This is a genomic window from Paenibacillus caseinilyticus, from assembly GCF_027533645.1.
Classification (GTDB): Bacteria; Bacillota; Bacilli; order Paenibacillales; family NBRC-103111; genus Paenibacillus_G; species Paenibacillus_G caseinilyticus.
Genome location: NZ_JAQAGY010000001.1, coordinates 39,325 through 63,476 on the forward strand (window position 1 = coordinate 39,325; position 24,152 = coordinate 63,476).

At 57.3% G+C, this 24,152-nt stretch carries 16 protein-coding genes and 1 pseudogene; 5 read left to right on the forward strand and 12 right to left on the reverse strand.

Going from position 1 to position 24,152, the window contains the following annotated elements:
- The first annotated feature begins 11 nt into the window (after positions 1-11).
- Positions 12-1,193: a glycoside hydrolase family 130 protein gene (locus O9H32_RS00200; RefSeq protein ID WP_269863695.1), complete on the forward strand. Its 1,182-nt coding sequence runs from the start codon at positions 12-14 to the stop codon at positions 1,191-1,193.
- Positions 1,194-1,416: 223 nt separating this feature from the next.
- Positions 1,417-1,740: an EthD family reductase gene (locus O9H32_RS32820; protein ID WP_406627232.1), complete on the forward strand. Its 324-nt coding sequence runs from the start codon at positions 1,417-1,419 to the stop codon at positions 1,738-1,740.
- A gap of 162 nt (positions 1,741-1,902) precedes the next feature.
- Here the strand turns inward: O9H32_RS32820 and O9H32_RS00205 are convergent.
- Both O9H32_RS00205 and fabF read right to left on the reverse strand, forming a co-directional pair.
- Positions 1,903-2,064: pseudogene (locus tag O9H32_RS00205) on the reverse strand (YebC/PmpR family DNA-binding transcriptional regulator); the annotation flags it as partial.
- Positions 2,063-3,301: a beta-ketoacyl-ACP synthase II gene (fabF, locus tag O9H32_RS00210; RefSeq protein WP_269863696.1), complete on the reverse strand. Its 1,239-nt coding sequence runs from the start codon at positions 3,299-3,301 to the stop codon at positions 2,063-2,065. The gene fabF and the pseudogene O9H32_RS00205, both read right to left, overlap by 2 nt.
- 146 nt (positions 3,302-3,447) lie before the next feature.
- On the opposite strand from fabF, the gene O9H32_RS00215 reads away from it, so the two are divergent.
- A complete protein-coding gene (locus tag O9H32_RS00215; RefSeq protein WP_269863697.1) occupies positions 3,448-4,305 on the forward strand; it encodes a helix-turn-helix transcriptional regulator in 858 nt (285 codons plus the stop codon).
- Between the two features lie 153 nt (positions 4,306-4,458).
- On the opposite strand, the gene O9H32_RS00220 is transcribed toward O9H32_RS00215, so the two are convergent.
- From O9H32_RS00220 to O9H32_RS00255, 8 genes are all read right to left on the reverse strand, one after another.
- Complete coding sequence (locus tag O9H32_RS00220) at positions 4,459-5,523, reverse strand: LacI family DNA-binding transcriptional regulator (protein WP_269863698.1); 1,065 nt, start codon at positions 5,521-5,523, stop codon at positions 4,459-4,461.
- A 97-nt stretch (positions 5,524-5,620) separates the two neighbouring features.
- Entirely contained in the window at positions 5,621-6,934 is a 1,314-nt protein-coding gene (locus tag O9H32_RS00225) for an ABC transporter substrate-binding protein (protein WP_269863699.1), read from the reverse strand.
- Positions 6,935-6,959: 25 nt separating this feature from the next.
- Positions 6,960-8,468 carry a response regulator transcription factor gene (locus O9H32_RS00230; RefSeq protein WP_269863700.1) on the reverse strand — a complete coding sequence of 503 codons (1,509 nt, stop codon included), beginning with the start codon at positions 8,466-8,468 and terminating at the stop codon, positions 6,960-6,962.
- A gap of 12 nt (positions 8,469-8,480) precedes the next feature.
- A complete protein-coding gene (locus O9H32_RS00235; RefSeq protein ID WP_269863701.1) occupies positions 8,481-10,337 on the reverse strand; it encodes a cache domain-containing sensor histidine kinase in 1,857 nt (618 codons plus the stop codon).
- Positions 10,338-10,511: 174 nt separating this feature from the next.
- Complete coding sequence (locus O9H32_RS00240; RefSeq protein ID WP_269863702.1) at positions 10,512-15,026, reverse strand: glycosyl hydrolase; 4,515 nt, start codon at positions 15,024-15,026, stop codon at positions 10,512-10,514.
- A 126-nt stretch (positions 15,027-15,152) separates the two neighbouring features.
- On the reverse strand, positions 15,153-16,454 hold the full coding sequence (locus tag O9H32_RS00245; protein ID WP_269863703.1) for an ABC transporter substrate-binding protein: 1,302 nt from the start codon (positions 16,452-16,454) through the stop codon (positions 15,153-15,155).
- A gap of 170 nt (positions 16,455-16,624) precedes the next feature.
- Positions 16,625-17,458: a carbohydrate ABC transporter permease gene (locus O9H32_RS00250; RefSeq protein ID WP_269863704.1), complete on the reverse strand. Its 834-nt coding sequence runs from the start codon at positions 17,456-17,458 to the stop codon at positions 16,625-16,627.
- Positions 17,455-18,330: a carbohydrate ABC transporter permease gene (locus O9H32_RS00255; protein ID WP_269863705.1), complete on the reverse strand. Its 876-nt coding sequence runs from the start codon at positions 18,328-18,330 to the stop codon at positions 17,455-17,457. Before O9H32_RS00255 ends, O9H32_RS00250 begins: the two co-directional genes overlap by 4 nt.
- Before the next feature lie 580 nt (positions 18,331-18,910).
- Between O9H32_RS00255 and O9H32_RS00260 the strand changes: the two genes are divergently transcribed.
- Entirely contained in the window at positions 18,911-20,437 is a 1,527-nt protein-coding gene (locus tag O9H32_RS00260) for a glycosyl hydrolase (RefSeq protein WP_269863706.1), read from the forward strand.
- Positions 20,438-20,582: 145 nt separating this feature from the next.
- Here the strand turns inward: O9H32_RS00260 and O9H32_RS00265 are convergent, their stop codons facing one another.
- Positions 20,583-21,923 carry an MFS transporter gene (locus O9H32_RS00265; protein WP_269863707.1) on the reverse strand — a complete coding sequence of 447 codons (1,341 nt, stop codon included), beginning with the start codon at positions 21,921-21,923 and terminating at the stop codon, positions 20,583-20,585.
- Between the two features lie 68 nt (positions 21,924-21,991).
- Positions 21,992-23,020, reverse strand: a complete 1,029-nt coding sequence (locus O9H32_RS00270; RefSeq protein WP_269863708.1) for a quercetin 2,3-dioxygenase — start codon at positions 23,018-23,020, stop codon at positions 21,992-21,994.
- A 229-nt stretch (positions 23,021-23,249) separates the two neighbouring features.
- On the opposite strand from O9H32_RS00270, the gene O9H32_RS00275 reads away from it, so the two are divergent.
- On the forward strand, positions 23,250-24,149 hold the full coding sequence (locus O9H32_RS00275) for an AraC family transcriptional regulator (RefSeq protein ID WP_269863709.1): 900 nt from the start codon (positions 23,250-23,252) through the stop codon (positions 24,147-24,149).
- Positions 24,150-24,152 lie beyond the last annotated feature (3 nt).

Consider the following 24,152-nt stretch of genomic DNA (forward strand, 5'->3'; position numbering starts at 1 on the left):
GGAGAATCCCCATGAGTTCCCTTTTTGAACAAAGAAAACAAGCCCTGGAAGCCCAGTATGAGGCATTAATCGGCCGTAAGAACGAGAAACTGCCGCTCGGCAATGGCATCTACGACCGCTACACGTATCCGGTCCTGACCGCCCAGCATGCGCCGCTCGTATGGAAGTATGACTTCAATCCCGAGACGAATCCGTTCTTCATGGAACGTCTGGGCATCAATGCCGCGTTCAATCCGGGCGCGATCGAGCTGAACGGACGCTTCTACCTCGTAGCCCGCGTGGAAGGCAACGACCGCAAGTCGTTCTTCGCGATTGCCGAGAGCGAGAACGGGACGGAAGGCTTCCGCTTCTGGGATCACCCTGTCGTCCTGCCGGAGACGGAAGAGCCGGATGTGAACGTCTACGATATGCGTCTCGTGAAGCATGAGGACGGCTGGATCTACGGCCTCTTCTGCACGGAACGCAAGGACCCGTCCGCTCCTGCGGGCGATCTGTCCAGCGCCGTCGCCCAGTGCGGGATCGTCCGTACGAAGGACCTGCGTTCGTGGGAGCGTCTCGCCGATCTCAAGACGAAGTCCAACCAGCAGCGCAACGTGGTGCTTCACCCCGAATTCGTGAATGGCCAGTATGCCTTCTACACGCGTCCTCAGGACGGCTTCATCGATACGGGATCCGGCGGCGGGATCGGCTGGGGCTTGTCCGCTTCGATGGAGAATGCCTCCATCGAGAACGAAGTGATCATCGACCACCGCCAGTACCACACGATCAAGGAAGTGAAGAACGGACAAGGCCCCGCCCCGATCCGTACACCGAAGGGCTGGCTGCATATCGCTCACGGCGTGCGGAACACCGCTGCCGGCTTGCGCTATGTGCTGTACGCCTTCCTGACCGACCTGAACGAGCCGCAGAAGCTCACACACAGCCCGGGCGGCCACCTGATCGCCCCCGAAGGCGAAGAGCGGGTCGGCGATGTGTCGAATGTAGTCTTCTGCAACGGCGTCATCGCCCGCGAGAACGGCGACGTATTCCTGTATTACGCCTCCTCGGATACGCGCTGCCATGTGGCTACCACGACAGTGGACCAGCTGCTCGATTATGTGCTGAACACGCCGGAAGATCCGCTTCGCTCCTATGCCTGCGTGCAGCAGCGCATTGCCCTGGTCGATAAGAATCTTCAGCTGACGAACGTATAGGACCGGATTTCGATTTCAATTACAATTTCAATTTCACCATTGAATTCATAGTTCTATATCCTTTTTCCATAACAATCTGACCGTCCGGATGCCCGGACGGTCCTTTCGCGTGCTTGTCCCTCCGTTTCCAGAGTCAGCCTTTAAGCTAACCGGAATTGCCCATTGACTATACCATTAATGTCATGGTTTATCATGTCATCATAATCTAAAAGGGGTTGTTGACATGGTCGTATTGACCTTCTGTTACAAACGAGATATCCCGTTTGACGAGAACTATTACTTTAATTTCCACCTTCCCAATTTATCCAGCAAAACGGTTCTTGAAATGGGGGCATGCAAGTACGAGGTGAGAAAAGTCTTATATTCAGCAGACAGCTCCATTACTCCATATTCATTTTTATTCCATCTGTATTTTGAGTCTAAGGATGCTCTAGAAACATTTATCAGTGATCCTAGAATCAAAGCATTGCAAGATGATGTTCCTAACTATTACATCGGAGAGCAAGATATATTTATCGAAGAAATTGTCACATTCTTCAAAAAGTAACGGTTGAATCAGGGCTTTAAGCCCTAGCATAACAATGGATTGCACTGCTGTTTTCTTTGCTTTCCCGCTTTGAATAGATAGTTCGAATCGAATAGAATAGAATAGAATATCTTCTAAGCAATATAAGAAAGAAGAACCGTCCGGTTGCCCGGACGGTTCTTCAATAACTATAGACCCGTTAGGCCCGAAGCCCTCATAACGGAGCTCCTCATAGATTTCATCGGAGGAGCCTATGGCTCTATCGATGGTGCGGTCAATAATGGCTTTAGTCACATTGCAGGCCTTGGCCCGCTCCAGTACGTCTTCGAGCGCACGATTGGCCTCAGTCCTCATACCTCCGCAGCACAATGACGGCATTGTGTCCTCCGAAGCCGAAGGAGTTCGAGAGCCCGATCTTCAGGTCCGCCGGACGCGCCGTATTCGGCACATAATCCAGATTGCAGTCCGGATCGCTCTGCTCCAGGTTAATTGTCGGCGGAATCATCCCTTCCTGCAGGCTCTTCACGAGCGCGATCGCTTCGGCGCCTCCGGCTGCTCCCAGCATGTGCCCGGTCATGGACTTGTTCGCCGTCATCGGGATGCGGTACGCCGCCTCGCCGAACACCTCCTTGACCGCCAGCGTCTCAGACTTGTCGCCGAGCTCGGTGCTGGTCGCATGCGCACTGATGACGTCCACCTCGGACGGCTGCACTCCCGCGTTCCGGAGCGCCGCTCTCATCGCCTGGGCCGCGCCTCTCCCCTCCGGGTGGGTGGCTACGCTGTGGTACGCATCGGAGCTCGCACCGTACCCGATCACCTCCGCATGAATCCGCGCACCGCGGCGCAGCGCATGCGACAGCGTCTCCAGCACGAGGATGCCGGCGCCCTCGGCCATGACGAACCCGTCCCGGCCGGCGTCGAACGGCCTGGAGGCGCGCTCCGGCGCGTCGTTGCGCGCCGACAAGGCGGTCGCGTTCCCGAAGCTCGCGAGCGAGATCTCTGTAACCGCCGCTTCCGAGCCTCCGGCGAAGATCACGTCCGCTTCGCCTGTGCGCAGCACCCGGAACGCTTCGCCGATGGAGGTGTTGCCGACGGAGCACGCCGTGACCGCAGAGAGGGTCGGGCCGTAAGCACCGAAGCGGATGCTGATCGTGGCGGCCGCCATGTTCGCGATCATCATCGGCACCAGGTTCGGGCTCACCCGCTCGGGGCCCCGCTCCGCCAGCACCCTGCCCTGATCCATCAAGGTCTGGATGCCGCCGATCCCGGAGCCCACGTACACCCCGAGCCGCTCCCGGTCCAGCTCCTCCAGCACGAGGCCCGAGTCCGCCAGCGCCTGCTCTGCAGCCGCAACCGCAAACTGGGTGTAAGGGTCCATCTTCCTCGCTTCCTTGCGCCCGAACCGGGCTTCCGCATCGAAATCACGCACAAGTCCGGCGAATTTGGTTTTGAACCGGGACGTATCGAAGGCATCGATGAGGGAGATCCCCGAGACTCCCTGCAGCAGATTATTCCAGAACACGGACACCTCGTTGCCCAGCGGTGATATGACGCCCATGCCGGTGATTACTACTCGTTCCATGGTAAGATTCCTCCTTCTCTCTCTTGCTCTCCCCCCTATCTTGTCACTTCCATTATCCTATTACAAGTTGGTATTTATTATAGTACAATGAATACTAGGATAAGCTACTAGTACCAACTCACATTTACCGAGAGGGAGGACACCGCATGAACCGCGGAGCAAGACTGCAGGCCTTATCGGCCTTCCTGAAAGCACAGCGCGCGAAGCTGCTGCCCGAATACGTCGGCCTGCCGTCCGGCACCCGCCGGAGAACTCCGGGGCTCCGCAGAGAAGAAGTCGCGCAGCTGGCCGGCGTCAGTCCGACCTGGTACACGTGGCTGGAGCAAGGCCGGGACATCCAGGTGTCTGCCTCGGTGCTGGACTGCGTCGCCGCCGCTCTGAAGCTTAGCCGGGATGAACGGAGCTACCTGTTCTCGCTGGCGCTCGATACCGGGGGATCGGCCGCCGGCGCGCTCCCGGAAGAGCCGCTGCCGATCTCCCCGCCCCTGCAGAGAATCCTGCAGGAGCTGAGACACTGCCCCACGATCATCTCGGACCGGAGATGCCAGATCGTGGGCTGGAACGAGGCGGCCTCGCACGTGTTCTTGAACTTCGAGCAGATGCCGCCGGAGCAGCGGAATATGATCCGCCTGCTCTTCTCGCGCAAAGAACTCAGGCGGCTCGCGGTCAACTGGGAGCATTTTGTCAGCGGCTTCCTCGCGATCTTCCGCGCCTATTATGGGCAGTATGTGGAGGACGAGTGGTACGACGGGTTCCTGCGGGAGATGCAGGAGATGCACCCCGAGTTCCTTCCCCTGTGGGAGCAGAGCAAGGTCAGCTCCGCCCCGGAGGTGCTGCTGGAATTCCGGCATGCGGTGGCGGGCAAGATGCAGTTCCACCTCACGAGCCTGCAGGTGCACGGGACGGCCGACCTGCGCTGCAGCATCTACACCCCCGCACCGGATTCCCGGACCGAAGCCAAGCTCCGCCGGTGGACAGAGCAGCGTACGGCAGCCTCCGACTGAATGGCCCATGGAACCGCGTACCAAGCCCAGAAAGATGATAACGCCTGCTATGCAACTTGCTGTGTGTAGGCGCGCTATTTGCACAAAGAAGCCCTTGGGCACCATACCAAGGGCTTCTTTGTGTTCAATTGGCCTTCACCGAAGCTGCCTCTATCAGGCGTACAGTGTCTTGGCCGCTCCCGCCGTCGACTCCCGGTACATGACTTCCCCCGAGAGCAGCAGCTTCTCCGTAGCGTCCTGATCCTTCCCCACCCGCTCCAACAGCTTCTCTACGGCTCTCGCTCCCATCAGTTCCTTCGGAACATTCACCGTAGTCAAAGAAGGAGAGGTCTGATAGGAATTCTCGATATTGTCGAAGCCGCTTACCGACACATCCGCCGGTACCTTGAGGCCCATGCCGAGGAGCACCTGAACGGCATCCAGCGCGATCGTATCGTTAGCACAGATGAATGCCGTAGGCAGGTTCTGCTGCCGCTGAAACCCCTCCAGCACTTCCCGGATCTGATCGCCGAAAGCTTCATACCCTTCCAGCCGGATCAGCAGCGAAGCCGGAGTATCGGTTGCAAGCCCCTGCTCCTCCACCGCGCTGCGGAAGCCGGTCCAGCGGTCATAGAAGCTCCGCGAATAGCGGGGGTCTCCTACGAACATCAGACGCTTGTGGCCGATGCCGATCAAATAATTCGTCAGCCGGTGCATCGAGTCGTAGTTGTTGACGAAGACCGTATCCGAAGGGATCAGCCCATCCTCATGGTCCACAAGCACGAAGGGCACACCTAGACGGTGAACTTCAAGAAGAACGGAACTGGAGATCTCGCCGACCCCGATCATGCCGAGAATGCCGTTTGGATTCAGCGCCTGCAGAAAATGATCCGCGCTCTGCTCCATCACGATCATCATGCCGAGTCCGGCGCCCTCCAGCCTCGCCGAGATTCCGTCCAGAATCCGTCCCCAATACAGGGACTCCTTCGTTTGAAACCGGACATTGGGCATCAGCACCAGCACGGACTGCTTCGAGCCTCCTTCCGCAGGGGCCTCCGGCGGTTTCGGCGGAAGATACGGGTTCGTATTCGCGAAGTAGCCGAGCTGGGAGGCCGCTTTAATCACTTTCTCTTTCGTAGACTCGCTTACGCCGCCTTTGCCCGACAGCGCTTTGGACACAACAAATTTGGATACGCCCATATAATCCGCAATCTGCTGCATGGTTACTTTCTTAGCCATTCGTCTGCACCAACCTATTGTATCAATGATAGATGACCCCATTATAACACGGTTAGCACTATTAACCTAACAAATACTAACATAACGGGAGCCCTTCTTACTTTCCGCGGGCACGGTTCTCGAGCGCACGGATCCGGTTCGCCTTCCAGCTGGCATTGAGTTCTCCGAACGCAGCCGGCAGCCGGTCCGCGACAGCGGCACGCTGCAGATACTGCCCCTTGTAGAAGTCGATCTTCGCTTTATTGCCAATCTCGTACCATAGTGGCGACGACGGGACATTCTCGAATACGGCGGGACGGTAAGAGAAGAACTCCTCAAGCTGCGGAAGCTCCGGCTTCCGCTTCTTCTGGGGCGGGATGAAGCCCGACAATTCCGCGTAGCCCGACTCCTCGACCATGAAGCGGATCCAGGCCTTGGCCGCCTCCTTATTCCTGCTGTTCTTGCTGACAGCGTAGAACCAATCTGTATTCATGAGTGCATGATAAGTACCGTTGTTATCGTAAGGGAACGGAATATACCCGATATCCTGCGGCGCGGTACCTGCCCTCTCCAGCTGTCGGATCATCCAGTTTCCCATAAAAAACATGCCTACGCTGCCCTGCGCAAATTCCCCCTTGGACAGCTCCCACCGGTTGGTCTGCAGATCTTTCTCCACGTACCCGTTCCCCATCAAGGTCCGCAGAATCGTCAGCGACCGCCCGAACTCGTTCTCCGTGCGGAACGGTTCGTCGGTTTCGATCATCGAATCGAGATAATTGCCCTTGCCGCTCATCATCGTGACGAGCACTTCGCCCCACTGCTTCATCGGCCACTGTGCCCCGTAATTGATGTAGAACGGCGTAAGGCCGGCTTGCTTCAGTTTCGCGCAGGCGGCATACAATTCATCGAGCGTCCGGGGCGGCGATACGATCCCGGCCTTGGCGAAGGCCCTCTTGTTGTAGATAATGCCTTCGGTGGATACCCCGGAGACAATGCCATAAATATTGCCGAGGTAAGACTTATAATATTTGAAATACAGATCTCCGAGCCCTTCTGCCGTGTCGTTCAGGTTCTCGAAGAAATCCTCCAGGTTCACCTGCGCGATATTCCCTGGAATGAGCAGCACATCCCCCGCATCCCCGGTCGTCAGCCGGATGCGGATATCGCTCTCGTAGCTGACGATCGGCTCGAAGACCACTTCTTCCACTTCCGGATACCGGGCTTGGAACGCTTCGGCATACCGGCCGAACGTCCCGTCTTCGACCAGATCCACGCGATGGGTCGAAACCGTCAGCCTGCCGTTCACCTTGGGCGGAGCTGCGCTAAGAGCAGAGTCAGCCTCCGGCCGGGTTGGCGGCTGCTGTATGCCGCCTCTGTCTGTACAGGCGGAGACCAGCAGCAGGATAACCATCAGGAGCAATCCCCTTCGCATGGTTGTCATCCGCCTCCTTCTTTCTTTATTTTCTGACGGTATCCCTATACTCTTTCGGCGTGAAGCCGACCGTCTTTTTGAAGATTTTATTAAAATAGGCCGGATCGGGATAGCCTACCCGCTCCCCGATTTCATAGGTTTTGAGCTCGGTGCGTTCCTTCAACAGTTCCTTCGCTTTCTGAATCCGGATACCGATCAAAAATTCGGTCAGCGTCTGCCCGGTCTCCGACTTGAACAGCTTGCTGAGGTAATTCGGCGTGAGGAAAACTTGGGCTGCCAAAGCAGACAGATCGATGTCCCTTTGGAAGTCTTCCATGAGAATCTTCTTGACTTGGCCGATCACCCGGTTCTCCTGACTGCCCCGCCTCTCCCCGCTCACCCGGAGCAGATCGGACATGATCCAGCTCCACTGCGCCGCGATCTGTTCGAATCGCATGGCATCATAGACCAAGGATTCCCACTTCAGCGAGCCGTCATAGTCGGAGTCGATCACTTCGGCCAGCTCGGGGATCTCCTGTCGCAGCAGGAAGAGGGTCCCCTCGAAGAGCTCAAGCACCTGCCGCTTCTCCGGCCTGAGTTCGGCCAGTCGGAGCAGAAGCCCCTGCAGCGCCTCGCAGATGCCCGCCGTATCCAGTACATCAAGATAGGGCCTCAGGTCTTTCTCGACCTTGGCGAACTGCCCCTGTACCGATATCACGGGAATCTCTTCCACAGAAGCGCTCAGCACCCTCCCGCTGCCGTACATCGCATAATGGCTCGCCCGGAGCGCTTCCTGGTACGCCTCATTCCACTCGCGGGGCTCCTGTACTGCCGGCCCCATCCCGACGGACAGGCAGCCCTTCTGGCCCGCGGTGCAGGAGTGAACCAGCAGCCGGCCGAGGTCAGCCGTTCCCTGCGGATTGGCGTGCGGGCCAGCTGAGAACAGCAGGCAGACGAGATGCGGGGACACGGGGACGACCTCCAGGAAAGCAGCTCCCGTGACGCCGGAAGCCCACTTTCGCAGCGCCCCCGGATCGATCGGCTCCTCTCCCCGGATGACGATGCAGGCCGCTTCGCCCCCGCGAGTCAGCTCCGGCATCTCCTCTGTGGGATCCGGCTCCCTGCCCTCCAGCCTCTCCCGGATCCAGTCCGTGCGCCTGGCCTGCCCTTCGCTCCGCCGCTTCTCCGTCTCCCCGTGCAGACGTCTCAGCAGTTCGAAGAGCTCCTGCTTGTTCACGGGCTTCAGCAGGTATTCCGTCACCCGGAACTGCAGTGCCTTGCGGGCATACTCGAACTCGCTGTAGCCGCTTACTATCACGCACTGCACGCCGGGACGCTGATCCCGGAGCTTTCCGATCAGCTCCAGGCCATCCATCCCGGGCATCTGGATGTCCGTAATGATCACATCGACATCTTTGCCCGGCAGATCGGCCAAGAGCTCCGTGCCGCTCGCATAGGATCCGACGACCTCGTACTCCGCGCTTTCTTTCGTGATGATTTTCTCCAGTCCGAGCCGGATGCGTTCCTCGTCATCGGCTATCATAATACGCAGCATGCCTTCCCACTCCTATTCCCATGAACGGTGCAGCCTGACATGAACCTCCGTGCCGCCGCCCTCCGTACTGTATACTTCCAGTCCGTACGCTTCGCCGTAATACAGCTTCAGCCGCTCATTCACATTGCGCAGGCCGATGCCCCGCTTATCGCCCTGACGGGCTTCCGCGGATGACAGGGATCGGCGCAGCTTCTCCAGCGTCTGCGGACTCATGCCGATTCCGTTATCCTTGATCACCATGACGGCATCCTCCCCGCTGCTTACGAGAGAGACGGATACGAGCATCTTCCGCGACGTGTCCATCCCGTGCAGGATCGCGTTCTCCACGATCGGCTGCACGGTCAATTTGAGCATCCGCAGCGGTTCGAAACGCTCGTACGGCTCAATGGCCAGCTGGAAGCGGCCCGGATACCGGAACTCCTGCAGCAGCATATAATTGCGCAGATGCTCCAGCTCATCTTCCACCTGCACGAATTCCTTCTTGTCCGTAATGCTGTATCGCAGCAGCTTCCCGAGAATCTCCGTCATATCGGCCACTTCATCGTCGTCGTTGAACTCGGCCGTCATGCGGATGGACTCCAGCGTGTTGTAAATAAAATGAGGATTGATCTGCAGCTGCAGCGCGTGCAGCTCGGCCTCCTTCTTCCTCTCCCCGATCCGGATATTCTCCTCGATGAGATGGCGGATCCGCTCGATCATCCGGTTGAACTGGTTGCCTAGCCGCCCCGCCTCATCCTGGGTCGTGACCGGGAAGCTGACATCCAGGTTGCCCTGCTGTACGCTCTTCATCAGGGACACCAGCTTCCGCAGCGAACGGGTAAGAGCGAAGGACAGGAAGATCGACACCACGAGAGCCAGGGAGATCGTGAGCAGCGTCGCCAGCAGGGTGAACTCCCGGGTGCGCTGTACGCCCTGGGTCAGTTCATCGAGCGGTACCGTGATCACCACGCGCCACCCGGAGCGCTCCGATACGGAGTAGACGACCAGCGACTTGCGTCCTCCCACCTCTTCGGTGAAGCTGCCTTGGCCCTCCCGTCCCTGCTGCAGCCAGTGGCCCTCCTCCACCTTGCGGGTCATGTAAGTGCGGTCGCTGTCATAGATCACGACATCCTCGTTATTGATGATAAAGGTCTTCCCGCGGGTCACCTCATCCATATCCTTCACGAAGCGTTCGAAGGAATCCATATTGGCATCGACGACGATCAGCCCGATCGGTTCGTAAGCATTGTTGAACACCTCGCGGACCACCGAGAACAGATAGTTGCGCCGGTTCGTGTTATTGACGACCTCTTCGGTCGGTATCAACGCCGGGAGCCCCTTATGCTCCTCCACCGCCCGTTTCCACACCCCATAACGCTTGTCGATATCCAGGCGCACCCCGCTCTTGTAGCGGTAATACGCATTCCCGTAGGCGTCAAAAAGATACACGGATGTCGTATCTTCCTTGATGTTGTTCAGGAAATTGATGCTGGATTCGATCCGCTGCCGGATATCCACGGAGGACGGCGTCAGGGACTGCGAGGCCGCAGGGGTTCCTGCCGGTCCGTTCGCCACGCTCTCGTAATACTGGTTGGAGAGCTCCAGGTTTTCTTTGATCTCCTCCACGTATGCCGGAATGGTCGACAGCTTCTCCATATCCCGGATATATTCGTCGAGCCGGTTGGCGGTTTCCTTGGACACCTCTTGGACATAAGCCGCCGTATTGTCCTGGACCGACCTCGCGTAATTCTGGTCCGAGTAATAACTAAGCATCGATATGGGAATAATCAGCAGACTGACAAATATAAGGATGAGCTTCCATTCCATCCGCAGCTGAGCGAGCTGCACCATGGGCCCCCGCAGAAGAAAAAGTTGAAGTCGTTTACGCATTCCCGTTCTCCTAACCGCCTACCAGCGTCAAACTTGCCACATCAGACGGACCAGCTTTCTGGCTCCCAGTCTTCTATTCCTGTTCTTATTGTAGCACAGGGATCTCCGCCTGTAGTCTGCCAATAACAAACAACCCGAAAGAAGAAAATCCTCTTCCGGGTTGTCCGCACTTCCCTACTCTGACGCGCTCAATCTGACCTCGTCCACGTAGACGACGCTTGACCCGGTCCCGCTCGCCGGTTCGATCTTGACGCCGATCGATTGGACCAGATCCGCATTCGCAATGGAAGCGACAGGGATCGAGAGCTCTGCAAACCCGCTCGAGTCCACCAGCGCCGCCCCGCTGTCATGCCAGACCCAGTCCGGGCCCGTCTTCACATACAGCCGGGCATTCGCCTGGCCTGCGGATAACTTCAGCCTGACGCTCAGCTTATCCACTGCGGACAGATCCAAGGCTTCCACCTTGCTCAATTCGAAGCCTGCGCTTCCGGCCAGAGAGAAGCTCGAGCTTAGAGAGGAGCTTCCGGAGGCGGCCGCTTCCGTCGTCACGGCAGGGGCCGTCGCGGAAGCCCCATTCTGCTCCAGGACCCAGCCTCCGGTATCCGTCTCGAAGTCGTAGAGAATGCCGGGCTGTGCCGCCGAGCTGCCCGGGCCCGATCCGCCGTTCGGCACCGTAGGCGCCTCCGGGTTCAGCACCGCACGGATGTCATCGAAGTACATCGCGCTCTCGAGCTTCGCACCGTTCACAGCGTTGGTATAAATCGAGAACTCCTGGACGCTCTTCAGCTTCGTCTTCGTAAGCTGTCCCGAGCCCCCATGGACGGGAACGAAGGCTGTGAACGGAATCTCCTCCAGGTGGGGCGTGGACTGATCCGTTGCCGGATAATATTCATAGTAGGTTCCATCCACCTTCAACTGAATGACGAGCTTCTGGTTCTGCCCGTCCGGCGTAAGCCAGAACTGCAGCTGGTTGACTCCGGACCAGTCGCGGCTGCCGAGAAGCTTGTTCACTCCCGAGTAGCCTGCGCCGGCTAACTTGTATTGATACTTCATCGCATACAGGCCTTGGCGTGCCTGACCCGGTGCCAGGGACACCGACGCGCCGTCTCCGCTGGCGGAGACGAAGGCAGTCTGGAGTCCTACGTCCAGTCCCTGATAGCCTTCGAAGTCGTCCACTACGGACGGATCCTGCGGAGCATCATGATACACACTGTACAGCTCCACATTGTCGAGATACACAGGACCGGTGTACTCCAGTCCGCTGCCTACGATCGAGAGGGCAAGTCCTGTGGCCGCTGCGGACAAATCCGGACTGGTGAGATCGATGGATGCCGGATAGACCGCATACACGGCGTCACCTACGGTCACTGTCTCGAGGTCGGACAGCTTCCTTGCCGTCGCATTCATGCCATACTTCGTGTCCCAGTCCGGCGGCAGCATGACGACCGCCTGCAGCGACGCGTCTGCGCTCTTACTGCCGGCCTCCAGCGGAATCATAAGATCGAACCGCACCCGCTTCACATCCGCCAGATTCACATCCCGGGCAGCCGATGTCAGCTGGAGCTTCAGCTCCTGCCAGGTATCCGTGTACACCATATCCGTTACGTTCAGCTGCAGCCTGCCGCTGCCGGCAAAGTCCGCATGCCCGATCGATGTCACGGAAGCCTGGTACCCTCCGTTCGACTGGAAGCCTGCGATGCCGTCATCGAAGGTGTAGGCGTGCATCAGCATCTCTTCCACTTTGACGAAGACCGTATTCGTCTCCTGGTGGGTCACGGCGCCGTCCTGATATACCTTCACCGTATATTGCGCCGTCTTCCCGTTGAAGGCCGGGTCCAACTTCCAATCCGCCGAGTAATAGCCTTCGGCATCCAGCGTCATGGGAATTTCGCTCTCCGATCCGTCCACCGTGAAGACGACGCGGTCCGGATTCATGTGCAGCACCTTGGCCCGCACCTTCGTCACCGGGGTGCTTACCGTGCTCTGCTCTACCGGTGTAACGGCATGCATGAGCGGCGCTTCTTTGGCCGGCGTCAGCTTCCTGCCGGTCACCTCGTCCACTTCCCGGAGGAAACTGGAATAAGGATCGTTGTAGAACGCCTTAAAGTCCGGCAGCAATTCATGGTCGCCGAGCTCCGGGTGGCTGCTGTAAGGCACGAACAAATTGCTGTTCAGCCCGAAGTTGGCCCAGGTCTGCATGTAGGCCATGCGCTTCGCCTGCGGATCGCTCTGGATCGCGCCAAGCACCTTGCTGAACCAGGCGAGATCCCCGTTGCCGGTTGTCTTCATCCCCTGCGGGCTGTAGCCGAACTCGGTCAGGGCGGCAATCTTGCCTTTGCTGTCGGCCACGCCGGAGATCATCCGAAGATCCTCTACGAGCGCATTCAGGAAAGCTTCCGTTCCCGGAGCGGCCTGGTTGTCATATTGGTCCATCCCCAGGATATCCACATAAGCATCGCCCGGGTAGGTAGTGAGATACTTCGCGGAATCGCCGCCGAACGGACCGTTGGGCGACCAGGCATAGAGCAGGTTATGGACGCCCTTGGTGTCCCGCAGATACTCGACCGTATACCGGTAGAGCTCGATGTACTGCTCTGTCGGCGTCGTCTTGGCGCCCCACCAGAACCAGCCGCCGTTCTGTTCGTGGAACACTCGGAAGATGAGCGGAATCGGCGTGCCTTCATCGTCCTTCAGCCTCAGGGCAAAGTCGGCGATGAGGTCGAGGTAAGCCGTGAACGCCGCATTCGCCTTGCCGCCGGGAAGCACATTCTCCGCCACATTCCCGGTCGTGTCGCTGTATTTGCCCCCCGTCACAAAGTTCGAGGGATGCATGCTGAGCGCAAGCAAACCGCCGAGTTCATGGGCCTGCTTCATCTTAGCGAGCAGCCGGTCCCGGCTCTGCGCGGTATCGCCCGGCACGCCCGGCTTCTCATCGCCCTGGAGGCTCAGCGTATCCCAGCCGAACATGGCGGGATAATCGCCGACAGCCTGCCGCACATCAGACTCTGTGCCCATCGGATTCTGGATGGAGAATCCCTCGTCTGTTGCATGCTGGTGCCCGAACAGAATCTCCCGTCCCCTCACGTCCTGGAGGTAGGCGAACAAGGAGCGTGTCGCTTCGGTTGCGCCGGCATCCACCAGGTCGGCCGTAAGGCCGTCACCGTCGTCTCCGCCGCTGCCGTTGTCTCCACCGCTGCCGTCATCTCCACCGCTGCCGTCATCTCCACCGCTGCCGCTGTCTCCGCCGTTGCCGTCGTCTCCGCCGCTGCCGTTGTCTCCACCGCTGCCGCTGTCTCCACCGCTGCCGCTGTCTCCGCCGCTGCCGCTGTCTCCACCGCTGCCGCTGTCTCCACCGCTGTTGCTGTCTCCGCCGCTGCCGCTGCTTCCACCACTGCTGCTGTCTCCACCGCTGCCGCTGTCTCCACCGCTGTTGCTGTCTCCGCCGCTGCCGCTGCTTCCACCACTGCTGCTGTCTCCACCGCTGCCGCTGCTTCCACCACTGCTGCCGCTGTTGCCGCCGCTGCCGCCGCTTGCGGGCGCCTCGGGGTGACCGGCCGTCGTCAGCACGCCGCCGGTCACTTGATAGTTCCCCTTGGCCGCTTCCTTCCCGTTGATGCTCACCCGATCAGCCGCTACCGCCAGCTCTGTCACATTGCCGCCGAGCGTTAGGCTTGTCCCTGCCGCCTCCGCTGTAATACGGAGTACACCGACCTCGGCTCCCTCAGCCACATCCACTGTAGACGCCCGGTTCACATCCAGTTCACTTACCCGTCCGCCCTTCTCCAGCTCCAGATGGGCGGCACTGCCGAGCTCCAGACGCCGGATGGATGACGAGCCGGACACCACCGTCCGAACCTTGCCCTCCTGGCGGCTCACGATCACCCCGCCGAGCGAGGAATCTTTCACATGAACGGAGTTCTCGCCTCCTCCGGAGATGAAGGTCGTTCCTTTGACCGTGACCTTCTCCAGATGAGCATCACCGTCGGCTATCCCCGCCGCTATGTATAGATTCCCAGCCACTTCCGCATCCCGCAGATGGGCTCCCTTCTTGTTCAGGATGGCATGGCCTTCGACAGGCGCACCGGCTCCCTGCGGATTGTAGCCTGCGACCAAGCGGTCAAGCAGGCTGACGGTTTCCCCTCTGGTAATGTTTTCTCTCGGATGGAAAGACCCATCCCCGTAACCGTTTACAATTCCGGCAAAAGCCTGCACCGCTTCCCGGGCATAGGATTCGATCTCGTCACCATCCCTGAATTCCTTCCCTGCCTGAGAACCTGAAGCTGACTTCAGTTCGAACGCTCTGGCCAGAAAAACGATGGCATCCTGTCTCGAGATCTCCGTCTCCGCCTTCGATAAGCCGCCGGGGAAACCTTGATAATATCCGGCTGTTTTGGCGATCGAGAGTTCCTCCGCATACCAGGCGCCTTGCGGCACGTCCACGAAAGAATCCTTCGCCGAGGCGTAGTAACCGAACAACTCATTGACAATCGTCACAAACTCCGCCCGGGAAATCCGTTGGTCCGGGCGAAAGCTGCCGTCCTCATATCCGCGTATCACGCCGTTCGCGAGCCACTTCTCCACGCTTCCCTTCGCCCAGTGATCCGCCGCATCCGCCGGAATGCCGGTTACTGCCGCTGCAGCGGAACCTGCCGCCGGGGACGCGGCCGAGAATACAAGAGATGCTGCCATACACGCCTTAAGCCATGCCTGATGCTTCTTCATGGGGATTCTCCTCTTCGCTATAAGGCCGCCCGGAAGGCAGCAACCGCCATCCGGGGGATCCTAAGTCATCTGTGATGTTTTGATTGCGGGATGTTATTTCACCGAAGCTCTGGCTTCTTTCCACTTCTGATTGAGCTTATCGAGCTCCGCCTTGAGGTCTTTCGCTTCCAGAACGTCCTGGATGTACTTGCCGCCGAAGAAGTCGATCTTCGCTTTGTTCCCGATATCGTTCCACTTCGAGGAAGTCGGAACATTCTCGATGAAGTTCGGCTTATAGGACTTGAACTCTTTCAGCTGCGCGAGGCCCGGTTCTTTGGATTTCTGCGGGGGGATGAACCCGGAAGCTTCCACATAGCCCGCTTCTTCGACCATGAACTTGATCCAAGCTTCGGCGAGCGGCTTGTTCTTGCTGTTGGCATCGATACCATAGAAGTAGTCTGCGCTGAGCGGAGCATTCAGCTTGCCGCTGTTATCATAAGGGAACGGGAAGTAGCCGATATCTTCCTTGGCTGCCCCTGCACCGATCACCTGGTTGATGACCCAGTTGCCGAGGAAATACATCCCGGCTTGGCCGCCGGCCACTTCACCTTTGGAAGCTTCCCACACGTTCGAGTACAGGTCTTTTTCCACATAGCCTTTTTCCTTGAGCGTCCTTACGATCGTGAAGCCCTTGCCGAAGTCATTGTCCACCTTGAACGGCTCGTCGGTATCGATCATCTTGTCGAGATATTTGGCATCCCCGCTGGAGAACTGCACAAGTACCTCCCCCCACTCCTTCATCGGCCACTGTGCCCCGTTGTTGATGTAGATCGGCACGATGCCAGACGCTTTCAATTTCTCGCAGGCGGCGTAGAATTCGTCGAGCGTCTTCGGCACGGAGGTAATGCCCGCTTTCTCGAACGCTTTCTTGTTATACACGATCCCTTCCGTCGACACGCCCGATACGATCCCGTAGATCTGTCCGTTATCCGCCTTATAGTCCTTGAAGTACAGGTCGCCGAGGCTGTCCGCCAGCCCGTTCACCGGAGCGAAGAACTTGCTGAGGTCCTTGGAGGCAATGTTGGTAGGAATGAGCATCACGTCACCGACATTATTAGCAGACAACCGGACGCGCATATCGGACTCGTAGTTCGTAATCCCTTCGAATTCGATGTCCTCCACCTTCGGGTATTTCTTCTTGAAGGCTTCTTCATACTTGTCGAATGTACCGTCATTCACCAGATCCGTACGCTGGGTGACGAAGGTGATCTTCCCTTGGATCTCGCCACCCGCGCCTGCCGCTCCCTTCTCTCCTGCAGGAGCCGCTTCCTTAGCCGGCTCGGAATTACCGCCGCAGCCTGCAAGAGCGGAAGAAGCAAGGGCAACAACCAGCATCGTACCGAACATTTTTTTCATGTGTAGAATCCCCTTTTCGTCTGTGTAATGGTTGATATCGCTTACATCCTTATTGTATAAAGGCCGGAAGGAAAATTCATTGTATTCTGTTATCAAAAGTTGTCCTATAATACTCATTAATCGCAATTTACTAAAATAACAATTATAACGACACCCTTACGGCAAGCACTCTATTCCTTGACTGACCCGCTCGTAACACCCGCATAGATAAACTTCTGCAGGAACAGGAACAGGATAATCGCCGGAATGAAGATTACGATAATCATCGCCGCAATGTAGTTCCAGCTTGCCGCATTGGGCCCGACGAATTGGAAGATCGAAGTGGATACGACCTGCAGGTTCGTCTTGGTCATATACAGGAACGGAATGTAGAAATCGTTATAGATATAGATCGTACGCAGGATCACAACCGTAATCGTCGCCGGCAGCAGCAGCGGGAAGATGATATTCCAGTAGATCCGGAACAGGGAAGCCCCTTCGAGCATGGCGCTCTCGTCGAGCGAGTACGAGATATTGCGGATAAACTGCAGGTAGATGATGATCGAGATAACATCCGCTCCCAGGTACAGCAGGATCGGCGCATGAATGTTGTTGATGAGTCCCAGCGTATTCATGAGCCCGTAGGTCGCTACCTGCGTCGTCACGAGTGGCGTCACGGAAGCGAGCAGATACAAGCCGATGATGACCTTCTTCAGCTTGAAATCAAAACGGCCGAGCGCGTAAGCCACCATGGTACCCAGAATAATGTTGCCCGCCACCGACAGGCCGATGATGTACAGCGTATTGGGGAACGCCGTCGTCAGGATTTTGGTCTTCGTAAAAATGTACTCGTAGTTATCCAAGTGGAACCAATCGGCCGGAAGGGCGAACCGGTTCTGAAGATACTCCTGCTTGGTCTTCAGCGAGGTAATGAACACCGTATAAGGCGGGAATAGTACGACGAATACCCCAATGAGCAATGAGACATATTGAAACGTCCGGACCAAGTACGATTGCTCTCTCATGCTTCATCTCCCCCTTTCAGCAGCAGGCGCTGCAGCCCTACGAAGACCAGAACGATCAGCAGCATGACCACGGCGAGCGCGGAACCGAGTCCCACCTGCTGGAACTTAAAGGCCACATCCACGGTTTTGATGATGAACGTCTCGGTGTTGTTGGCTCCGAGCATCATGATGTACGGAATTTCAAATGCTTCCAATGCTCCGGTAAGCGTCAGCAGCAGCAGAAGCTCCATGACTTTGCGGATACTTGGCAGCGTAACATGCAGGAACTGCTGCGTGGAGGAAGCGCCGTCGATCCGGGCGGCCTCGTAAATATCCTGCGGAATGGACTGCAGGGTGCCGAGGAAGATGACCATGCTCAGTCCCATGTACTTCCACATGGAGACGAACGCAAGCGAGAAGTTGACCACCGACGGGTCACCAAGCCAATTTTGTTTTAAGCCCGAGAGCCCGATCAGATCCAGGAAGGCATTGAGCGTACCGTACTGGTTGTTGTACAGCGCCTGGAACATGAATACGATCGCTACGCTGTGCATGATATAAGGCAGGAACAAGATGACCCGGAATCCGTTGCGCCCCTTGAGCTTGCTGTTGAGCAGCACGGCAAAATAAAGGGCCAGCGAAGTCTGAAGCAGTCCGCCGATAAAATAATAGACGTTATTCTTCAGTACGCCGAAATACTCTGCGTTCCCAAAAATCTCTCCGTAGTTCCGGAAGCCCACGAACACCTTCTCGGTCAGTCCGTCCCATTCCATGAAGCTGTAATAGAACAAGCTGAACAGCGGATAATACGAAAACGTAAACAGAAGCAGCAGCGGTACCGTCAAAAAACCGACAAGGATGATGGATCTTTGCGTGTTGTAACTCAAGTTCATAGGCCGCAGCCCCCTCCTATCCCAATATCTCTAGAAATTCCAACCAACAAGTATGCGCTTTCTTGTCAGGTATGCCTTGACCTCCCAACACCCACTTGTTATCGCTTGCATGATTGATTATAAGACGGTTCGTCCCCTGATAAAATGCACTCAGTAAGCATTTCTTGTCTTCAATTATCCAAATGCGGCAAGGACTCTTCGACTGCGGCCAAAAAGAACCACGAAGAAAGATACGATGACCGCAAAAAAGGCGGTACACGGAGATGAGCATTAATATAAATAACACAAATAACAATACCGCCCCATGAATCGTCATTTTTAATAGAAATCAGTATTAAAAGAGCTCAAAACCTTCGATTTATCAAGACAATTCGCAAATTCTTATATCTAAAAAAATGATTGACTTTTCCATTAAATGAATTTTATTATTATATCACGCTAACAAAACAAACAATAGATATCCCATTCTCCTTTGCCCGCGTTAGCGATCCATTCGGCAGAAAGGAGGACTTCTGCAGCATCAACCTTCTCTAATTTGTAACCGCTTTATATTCTGCATGGTTAAAAGGAGATGTATGACATGAAAAAAACGATGATGCTCTTCACGCTGACCTCCCTGCTCTTCAGCAGTGTGCCCGCCGCCTACGCCCACACGTCGGCCCCTGCGGACTCCTCCGCCTCCCAGAAAACAAAGGATACTTACAACTGGCTAAGTCACCTGCCTAACCGCTCGGACAACAGGGTGGTATCCGGCTTCTTCGGTGGATACAGCAACAATGGCTTCTCGACTACCCAGCTCGAAGAATTGAAAGCGGCTACAGGACAATATCCGGGGATCTTCGGCTGCGATTACGGCGCAGGCTGGGCTACGGCATCGGATCCGGCCACCTTGATCGACTCCTCTTGCAACTCCACGCTGAAAACCTACTCGGCCAGCGGCGGGTTGGTCACGGTCAACGTCCACTATCCAAGTCCGGGCTATTCGACCGGCGGCAACCTGAACACGAAGTTGACGAATTTCGGCGATCTCACCAACCCGAACACGGCAACCGGCCAGCGCTGGAGATCTTACCTGGATAAAACGGCAGCCGGTCTGAAGGACCTGCAGAATGCCGGTGTGACCGTACTGTGGCGCCCCTTCCACGAGATGAACGGCGACTGGTTCTGGTGGGGCAACCAGGATGCGGCAGCTTTCAAGGCGGCTTGGACCGATATGTACAACTACTTCACGGACACCAAGGGTCTGCATAATCTGATCTGGGTCTATGCGCCGGACTTCAGCAGAGGCAATCGGACCGCCTACTATCCGGGGGCCAGCTACGTGGATATTGTAGGCCTGGACGCGTATGACGATAATCCGGAGAGTGCTGTAACCGGTTACGACGAATTGGTCGCCTTGGGCAAGCCCTTCGCCCTGACCGAGATCGGGCCCGATACGTTCGGTTCGTTCGATTACACCAAGTGGCTGAACGCCATCAAGACCAAGTTCCCCAAGACGGTGTATTTCTTCGCCTGGAACGACAATTGGGCACCACACCGCAACCAGAATGCTTCCACGCTGTTCAATGATTCGTGGACGGTGAACCGGGGCGAGATTACGCTGAGCTCCATCACGGAGAGCGGAGGATCGACACCGGGGACTACGAACCCGGGTACCGCTGCAGCGCTGTATACCTTCGAGGGGTCTACCGAGTCCTGGGCCGGCACGAACCTAGCAGGCGGACCGTGGGTCACGAGCGAATGGAAAGCAAGCGGCAGCTCTTCCCTCAAAGCGGATGTGAACCTGGGCGCATCGAGCAAGGATTATACGCTCAGCCGTGCCGCAGTACAGAATCTGTCGTCCAAATCGACGCTGAAGGCCACCGTCAACAGAGCTTCCTGGGGGAGCGGCACCGTGACGGCCAAGCTGTTCATCAAAACCGGAGGCACCTACCAGTGGTACGACGGAGGAGCCGTAACGGTCCCTGCGACGGGCACAACGCTCAGCCTCTCGCTGTCCGGCCTCGCGAACCTGTCCGATGTGCGCGAGATCGGCATCCAGTTCACGGCGGCTTCGGGCGGCAGCGGCACGAGCGCGGTCTATGTCGACCATGTGACCGTGGAGTAATCCAGCTCTCGTCTTACACAAGTTAGTCGCGCGAAAAGGTAGAACCCTCTGACGCTGTGGATACAGCAAGAATAGGGCCGGATCGGCCTCCATAACGGAGGCTGATCCGGCCCTGTCGTGCTTGCAGTACCGCAGACGGCAGGATTCACTTCTTGGAACGCTCCCGGAAGACGGTCCAATAGAGTACCGCCGATACGGCGATCCAAATACTGAAGACGATGAACAAGGTGCTGAATACATTCTCCGCTCCGGCCCCGCGGTCCAGGGCAGCCCCGATCAGGGTCGTGCCGACGGCTCCGGCAATGAAGCTGGCCATCATATAGACGCCCATGCCGACGCCGGTTTGTCTGCCGGTTAACGTCCGGGAGACCGTGTTCGCCATCGTAATCTGTGCGAACGTCAAGCCGGTGTTGAGGACGACCAGCAGGACCGCAATCACCGCCGGCAGGGCGCCGGTGAACAGGATCAGGAGCAGGTAAGCCGATATCTGGAGCAGGAACGCCAGCGTGAACAGGAACCGGTTCCCTCTGGCGTCCGCGATCCTGCCGCCCACGAGCCCGAGCAGCGCCGCGACCAGAGCGCCGGGGAACATCACGAGTCCTGTCTGCTGGGAAGACAGGTGCTGAACGGAGCTCAGCAGCTGCGGCACCAGATACGGCACACACAGATTCAGCGCGAGGACCATGCAGCCGATGACGAGGCCTGCCGTGTATCTCGCATTGCTGAAGATGGCGGGATCGACGAAGGGATGGGGCGCCTTCCGGATGCGGATCACGAAGAGGAGGAAGACGACAGCGGTGACCGCGGCATACATCCAGCTCCGCCCGGTAATCGACAGGAGCAGCATGGCGATGGAGCCCGCCAGCAGCAGGCCGCCCGGAAGATCGGCATGACCCTTCGTGCCCGGCTGCTCTGGGAGATGCTTCCGGAACAGAGGCACCGCCAGCAGCACCAGAAGAGAGATCAGGAAGAGATACCGCCAGCTGGCCAGACCGATCACGAAGCCGGCCAGCACCGGTCCGATCGCGGTCCCCAGCGCCATCCCGGAGGAGGTAATGCCAAGGGCGCGCCCCCGGTTCTCAGCCGAGATGCAGCGTATGGGGATCAGCATGGAGGATGCCGGTACCACCGAGGCGCCGATCGACTGGAACACCCGGCCTACAATGATCATCCAGTAGCCGGTGGACAGCAGACCGATCAGGGAGCCTGCCGCGAAGATGAGCAGCCCGAACGTGATCAGGTTCTTGAGCTGGAACATATCGGCCAGCTTGCCGTAGGCCACCGACCCGACCGCATAAATAATAATATAGACTGTGACAACCCAGCTGACCTGCGAGGACGTCAATCCGAATTCCTGGCGCAGCGCCGGAAGAGCGACATTGAACATGGTAGAATTCATGACCGAGATGACCATGGCAAAGGCCAGGACCCAGATGATGGCGTAAGAATCCGGTTGATGTTGGTTCTTCTGGATGTGATTGGACATAGGGGGCGCAGCCTTTCCGTTTGCTATTTGCATTTCCTGATTTTTGGAAGTTTGCTGTTTGCTCTTTGCTATTTGCGGTCCAGCGGCGACTTCGCCACTACATTCAGGTCCAGCTGATCGATGATGGCCATGACACGGTCCATGCGGAGCGGGCCCGGAACGGCAGGGAAGGCGTGATCTTCGTAAGGCTCGCCGAGAGCACGGAAGAAAGGCTCGAACAAGCCGGAGGCGAGCAGGCCGACTACCTTGGTGTAGTGGGCGTCGAACCGGTACGAGTGCAGGGTGCCCGCCGGCACATGAAGGAAGTCTCCCGGATACAGCTGAACCTCTTCCCCGTTCGCCCACATGGTCATTTGTCCCTGTACGCAGAAGAACGTCTCGGTGTGATGATTATGGTAATGCTCCACAATCGGATCGCCTTTGGGTCCATCCGTGGCTACGATAATATATTCGCCGTCCGTATTCTGCTGGGTCGCCAGAATCCGGTGCAGCTGGTCCCCCGTAAGCAGGCGGTCTCCTTCCCCGTTCTCCAGCAGATACGGCGCGATGCGGCCCGGATTCATATGTCCGTCGACCGGCTTCGATGGGCCCCATGCCGCCTTCTCCTGTACGAATACGATGTCCGCCGCCTTCGCGGCTGCGTCCCGATGGTCCGCGCTATACGAGTTGTATGCACGCGGCGGGTGTTCGTAGTGGGCGTAGGGCTCCCCGATCATCTCATAGATCTTCGTCAGGCTGCCCGCAACCGTATACGAAGCAAAGCAGTTGCGGTGTCCGGCCATCCGGTAGGCGTGGACGGTTCCCGGAGGGATGTGCACATAATCGCCGGCCGTCAGCAGGTGATAGGCCCCGTCCAGCATCCATTCGATCTTGCCTTCGAGCACGTAGATGGATTCATACGTATTCGGGTGGCTGTGCGCCGGGAATTCTTCCCCTTTGGCCCCTGCGATCGTCGTCAGTTCCATCACGCCCCCGGTGCTGCCGGCATCCGCGATTACCGTTGCCAGCTGCCCCTCGAATACATAGCGTCTTCCCTCTCCGCGCCGGAGCAGGTACGGCATCTTTTCTTGGGGCAGGCTTGTCGTTAATACAGTCATCTCTTTGTGCCTCCTTCGTTTGTATGCTCCTATTCTAGCCCGGACGCTATGGCCGCTCATATGGTCACGGACGACAGCTTATGGGCAATGGAGACACCTGGAGGCTTGATTTTTATCTGTGATGGATTTAACATGTAAGCTTGGCCTTATTGTGGATCTGTTGTGGATGTGTTGTGGATCTGTTGCAAATCGAAGCGCAGGATGATATAGAAACGAACGGAGGGATTGTGTGATTGCCAGCGAACCGAATTACATGGATCATTCCTTTGCTGACGGAACCCCGATCTCTCTTCATCCCGTTCAGACGGAAAGCCCCTTCCGGAAGCATGCCCATACCTTCTACGAGATTACCTACATTGACGGGGGACACGGCACGCTGCATCTGGCGGGGGAAACTCGGCCCGTCTCCAAGGGAGACTTGGTCTTTATCCCCTATGGGCATGAGCACGTTATTCTTCCATCGGGAGAATCCGGGGACACTCCCCTCCGGCTGATGAACTGCCTGTTCGACAAGCAGGTACTGGCCGTCCCAGGCGATCCTCTCCATAATCCTATCTATGAAGACCTCCACGGCCTGGCCCGTGTGTTCCGGGAGAGCACGGACTGCATCCAGGTCAGAGAGCACACCAAAGAATTCGCCAGAATCATGTATGCGCTCGAAATGGAGCAAAAATGTAAAGGGACGGGCTTCCGGTACAAGCTGTACCTATACCTTATCGATTTGTTAACCCGCATCCACCAGGCCAAAGACGCTGCAGCGGCCCCTTCCGCTCAGGCTCTCTCGAATCCGGTTCAATATGCGATCGACGACATGACCCTTCATTATCAGAATCCGCTGGCGGTTGAAGACCTTTGCAGGGAATTTCTGATCAGCCCCCGGCATTTTCAACGAAAATTCAAAGAAGCGACCGGAACAACGTATACCAAGATGCTTCAGGACATCCGCATCCACCGAAGCTGCGAGCTCCTGATGGACACGGACTGGAGCGTGCAGACGATCGCGCTCGAGGTCGGCGTTCACGATATGAAGCATTTTTACCGGCTCTTCAAAGAGCGCTGCGGGGTGACCCCGCACGATTTCCGCTGCCAAGCCCAGCCCAAAAACAGCGTCAGCCCGGGACTTATGTAGAAG

Bases quoted from the DNA above. Each gene is read 5' to 3' on its own strand.
- O9H32_RS00200 (WP_269863695.1), top strand. From the start codon at position 12: ATGAGTTCCCTTTTTGAACAAAGAAAACAAGCCCTGGAAGCCCAGTAT.
- O9H32_RS32820 (WP_406627232.1), top strand. From the start codon at position 1,417: ATGGTCGTATTGACCTTCTGTTACAAACGAGATATCCCGTTTGACGAG.
- fabF (WP_269863696.1), bottom strand. From the start codon at position 3,301: ATGGAACGAGTAGTAATCACCGGCATGGGCGTCATATCACCGCTGGGC.
- O9H32_RS00215 (WP_269863697.1), top strand. From the start codon at position 3,448: ATGAACCGCGGAGCAAGACTGCAGGCCTTATCGGCCTTCCTGAAAGCA.
- O9H32_RS00220 (WP_269863698.1), bottom strand. From the start codon at position 5,523: ATGGCTAAGAAAGTAACCATGCAGCAGATTGCGGATTATATGGGCGTA.
- O9H32_RS00225 (WP_269863699.1), bottom strand. From the start codon at position 6,934: ATGCGAAGGGGATTGCTCCTGATGGTTATCCTGCTGCTGGTCTCCGCC.
- O9H32_RS00230 (WP_269863700.1), bottom strand. From the start codon at position 8,468: ATGCTGCGTATTATGATAGCCGATGACGAGGAACGCATCCGGCTCGGA.
- O9H32_RS00235 (WP_269863701.1), bottom strand. From the start codon at position 10,337: ATGCGTAAACGACTTCAACTTTTTCTTCTGCGGGGGCCCATGGTGCAG.
- O9H32_RS00240 (WP_269863702.1), bottom strand. From the start codon at position 15,026: ATGGCAGCATCTCTTGTATTCTCGGCCGCGTCCCCGGCGGCAGGTTCC.
- O9H32_RS00245 (WP_269863703.1), bottom strand. From the start codon at position 16,454: ATGAAAAAAATGTTCGGTACGATGCTGGTTGTTGCCCTTGCTTCTTCC.
- O9H32_RS00250 (WP_269863704.1), bottom strand. From the start codon at position 17,458: ATGAGAGAGCAATCGTACTTGGTCCGGACGTTTCAATATGTCTCATTG.
- O9H32_RS00255 (WP_269863705.1), bottom strand. From the start codon at position 18,330: ATGAACTTGAGTTACAACACGCAAAGATCCATCATCCTTGTCGGTTTT.
- O9H32_RS00260 (WP_269863706.1), top strand. From the start codon at position 18,911: ATGAAAAAAACGATGATGCTCTTCACGCTGACCTCCCTGCTCTTCAGC.
- O9H32_RS00265 (WP_269863707.1), bottom strand. From the start codon at position 21,923: ATGTCCAATCACATCCAGAAGAACCAACATCAACCGGATTCTTACGCC.
- O9H32_RS00270 (WP_269863708.1), bottom strand. From the start codon at position 23,020: ATGACTGTATTAACGACAAGCCTGCCCCAAGAAAAGATGCCGTACCTG.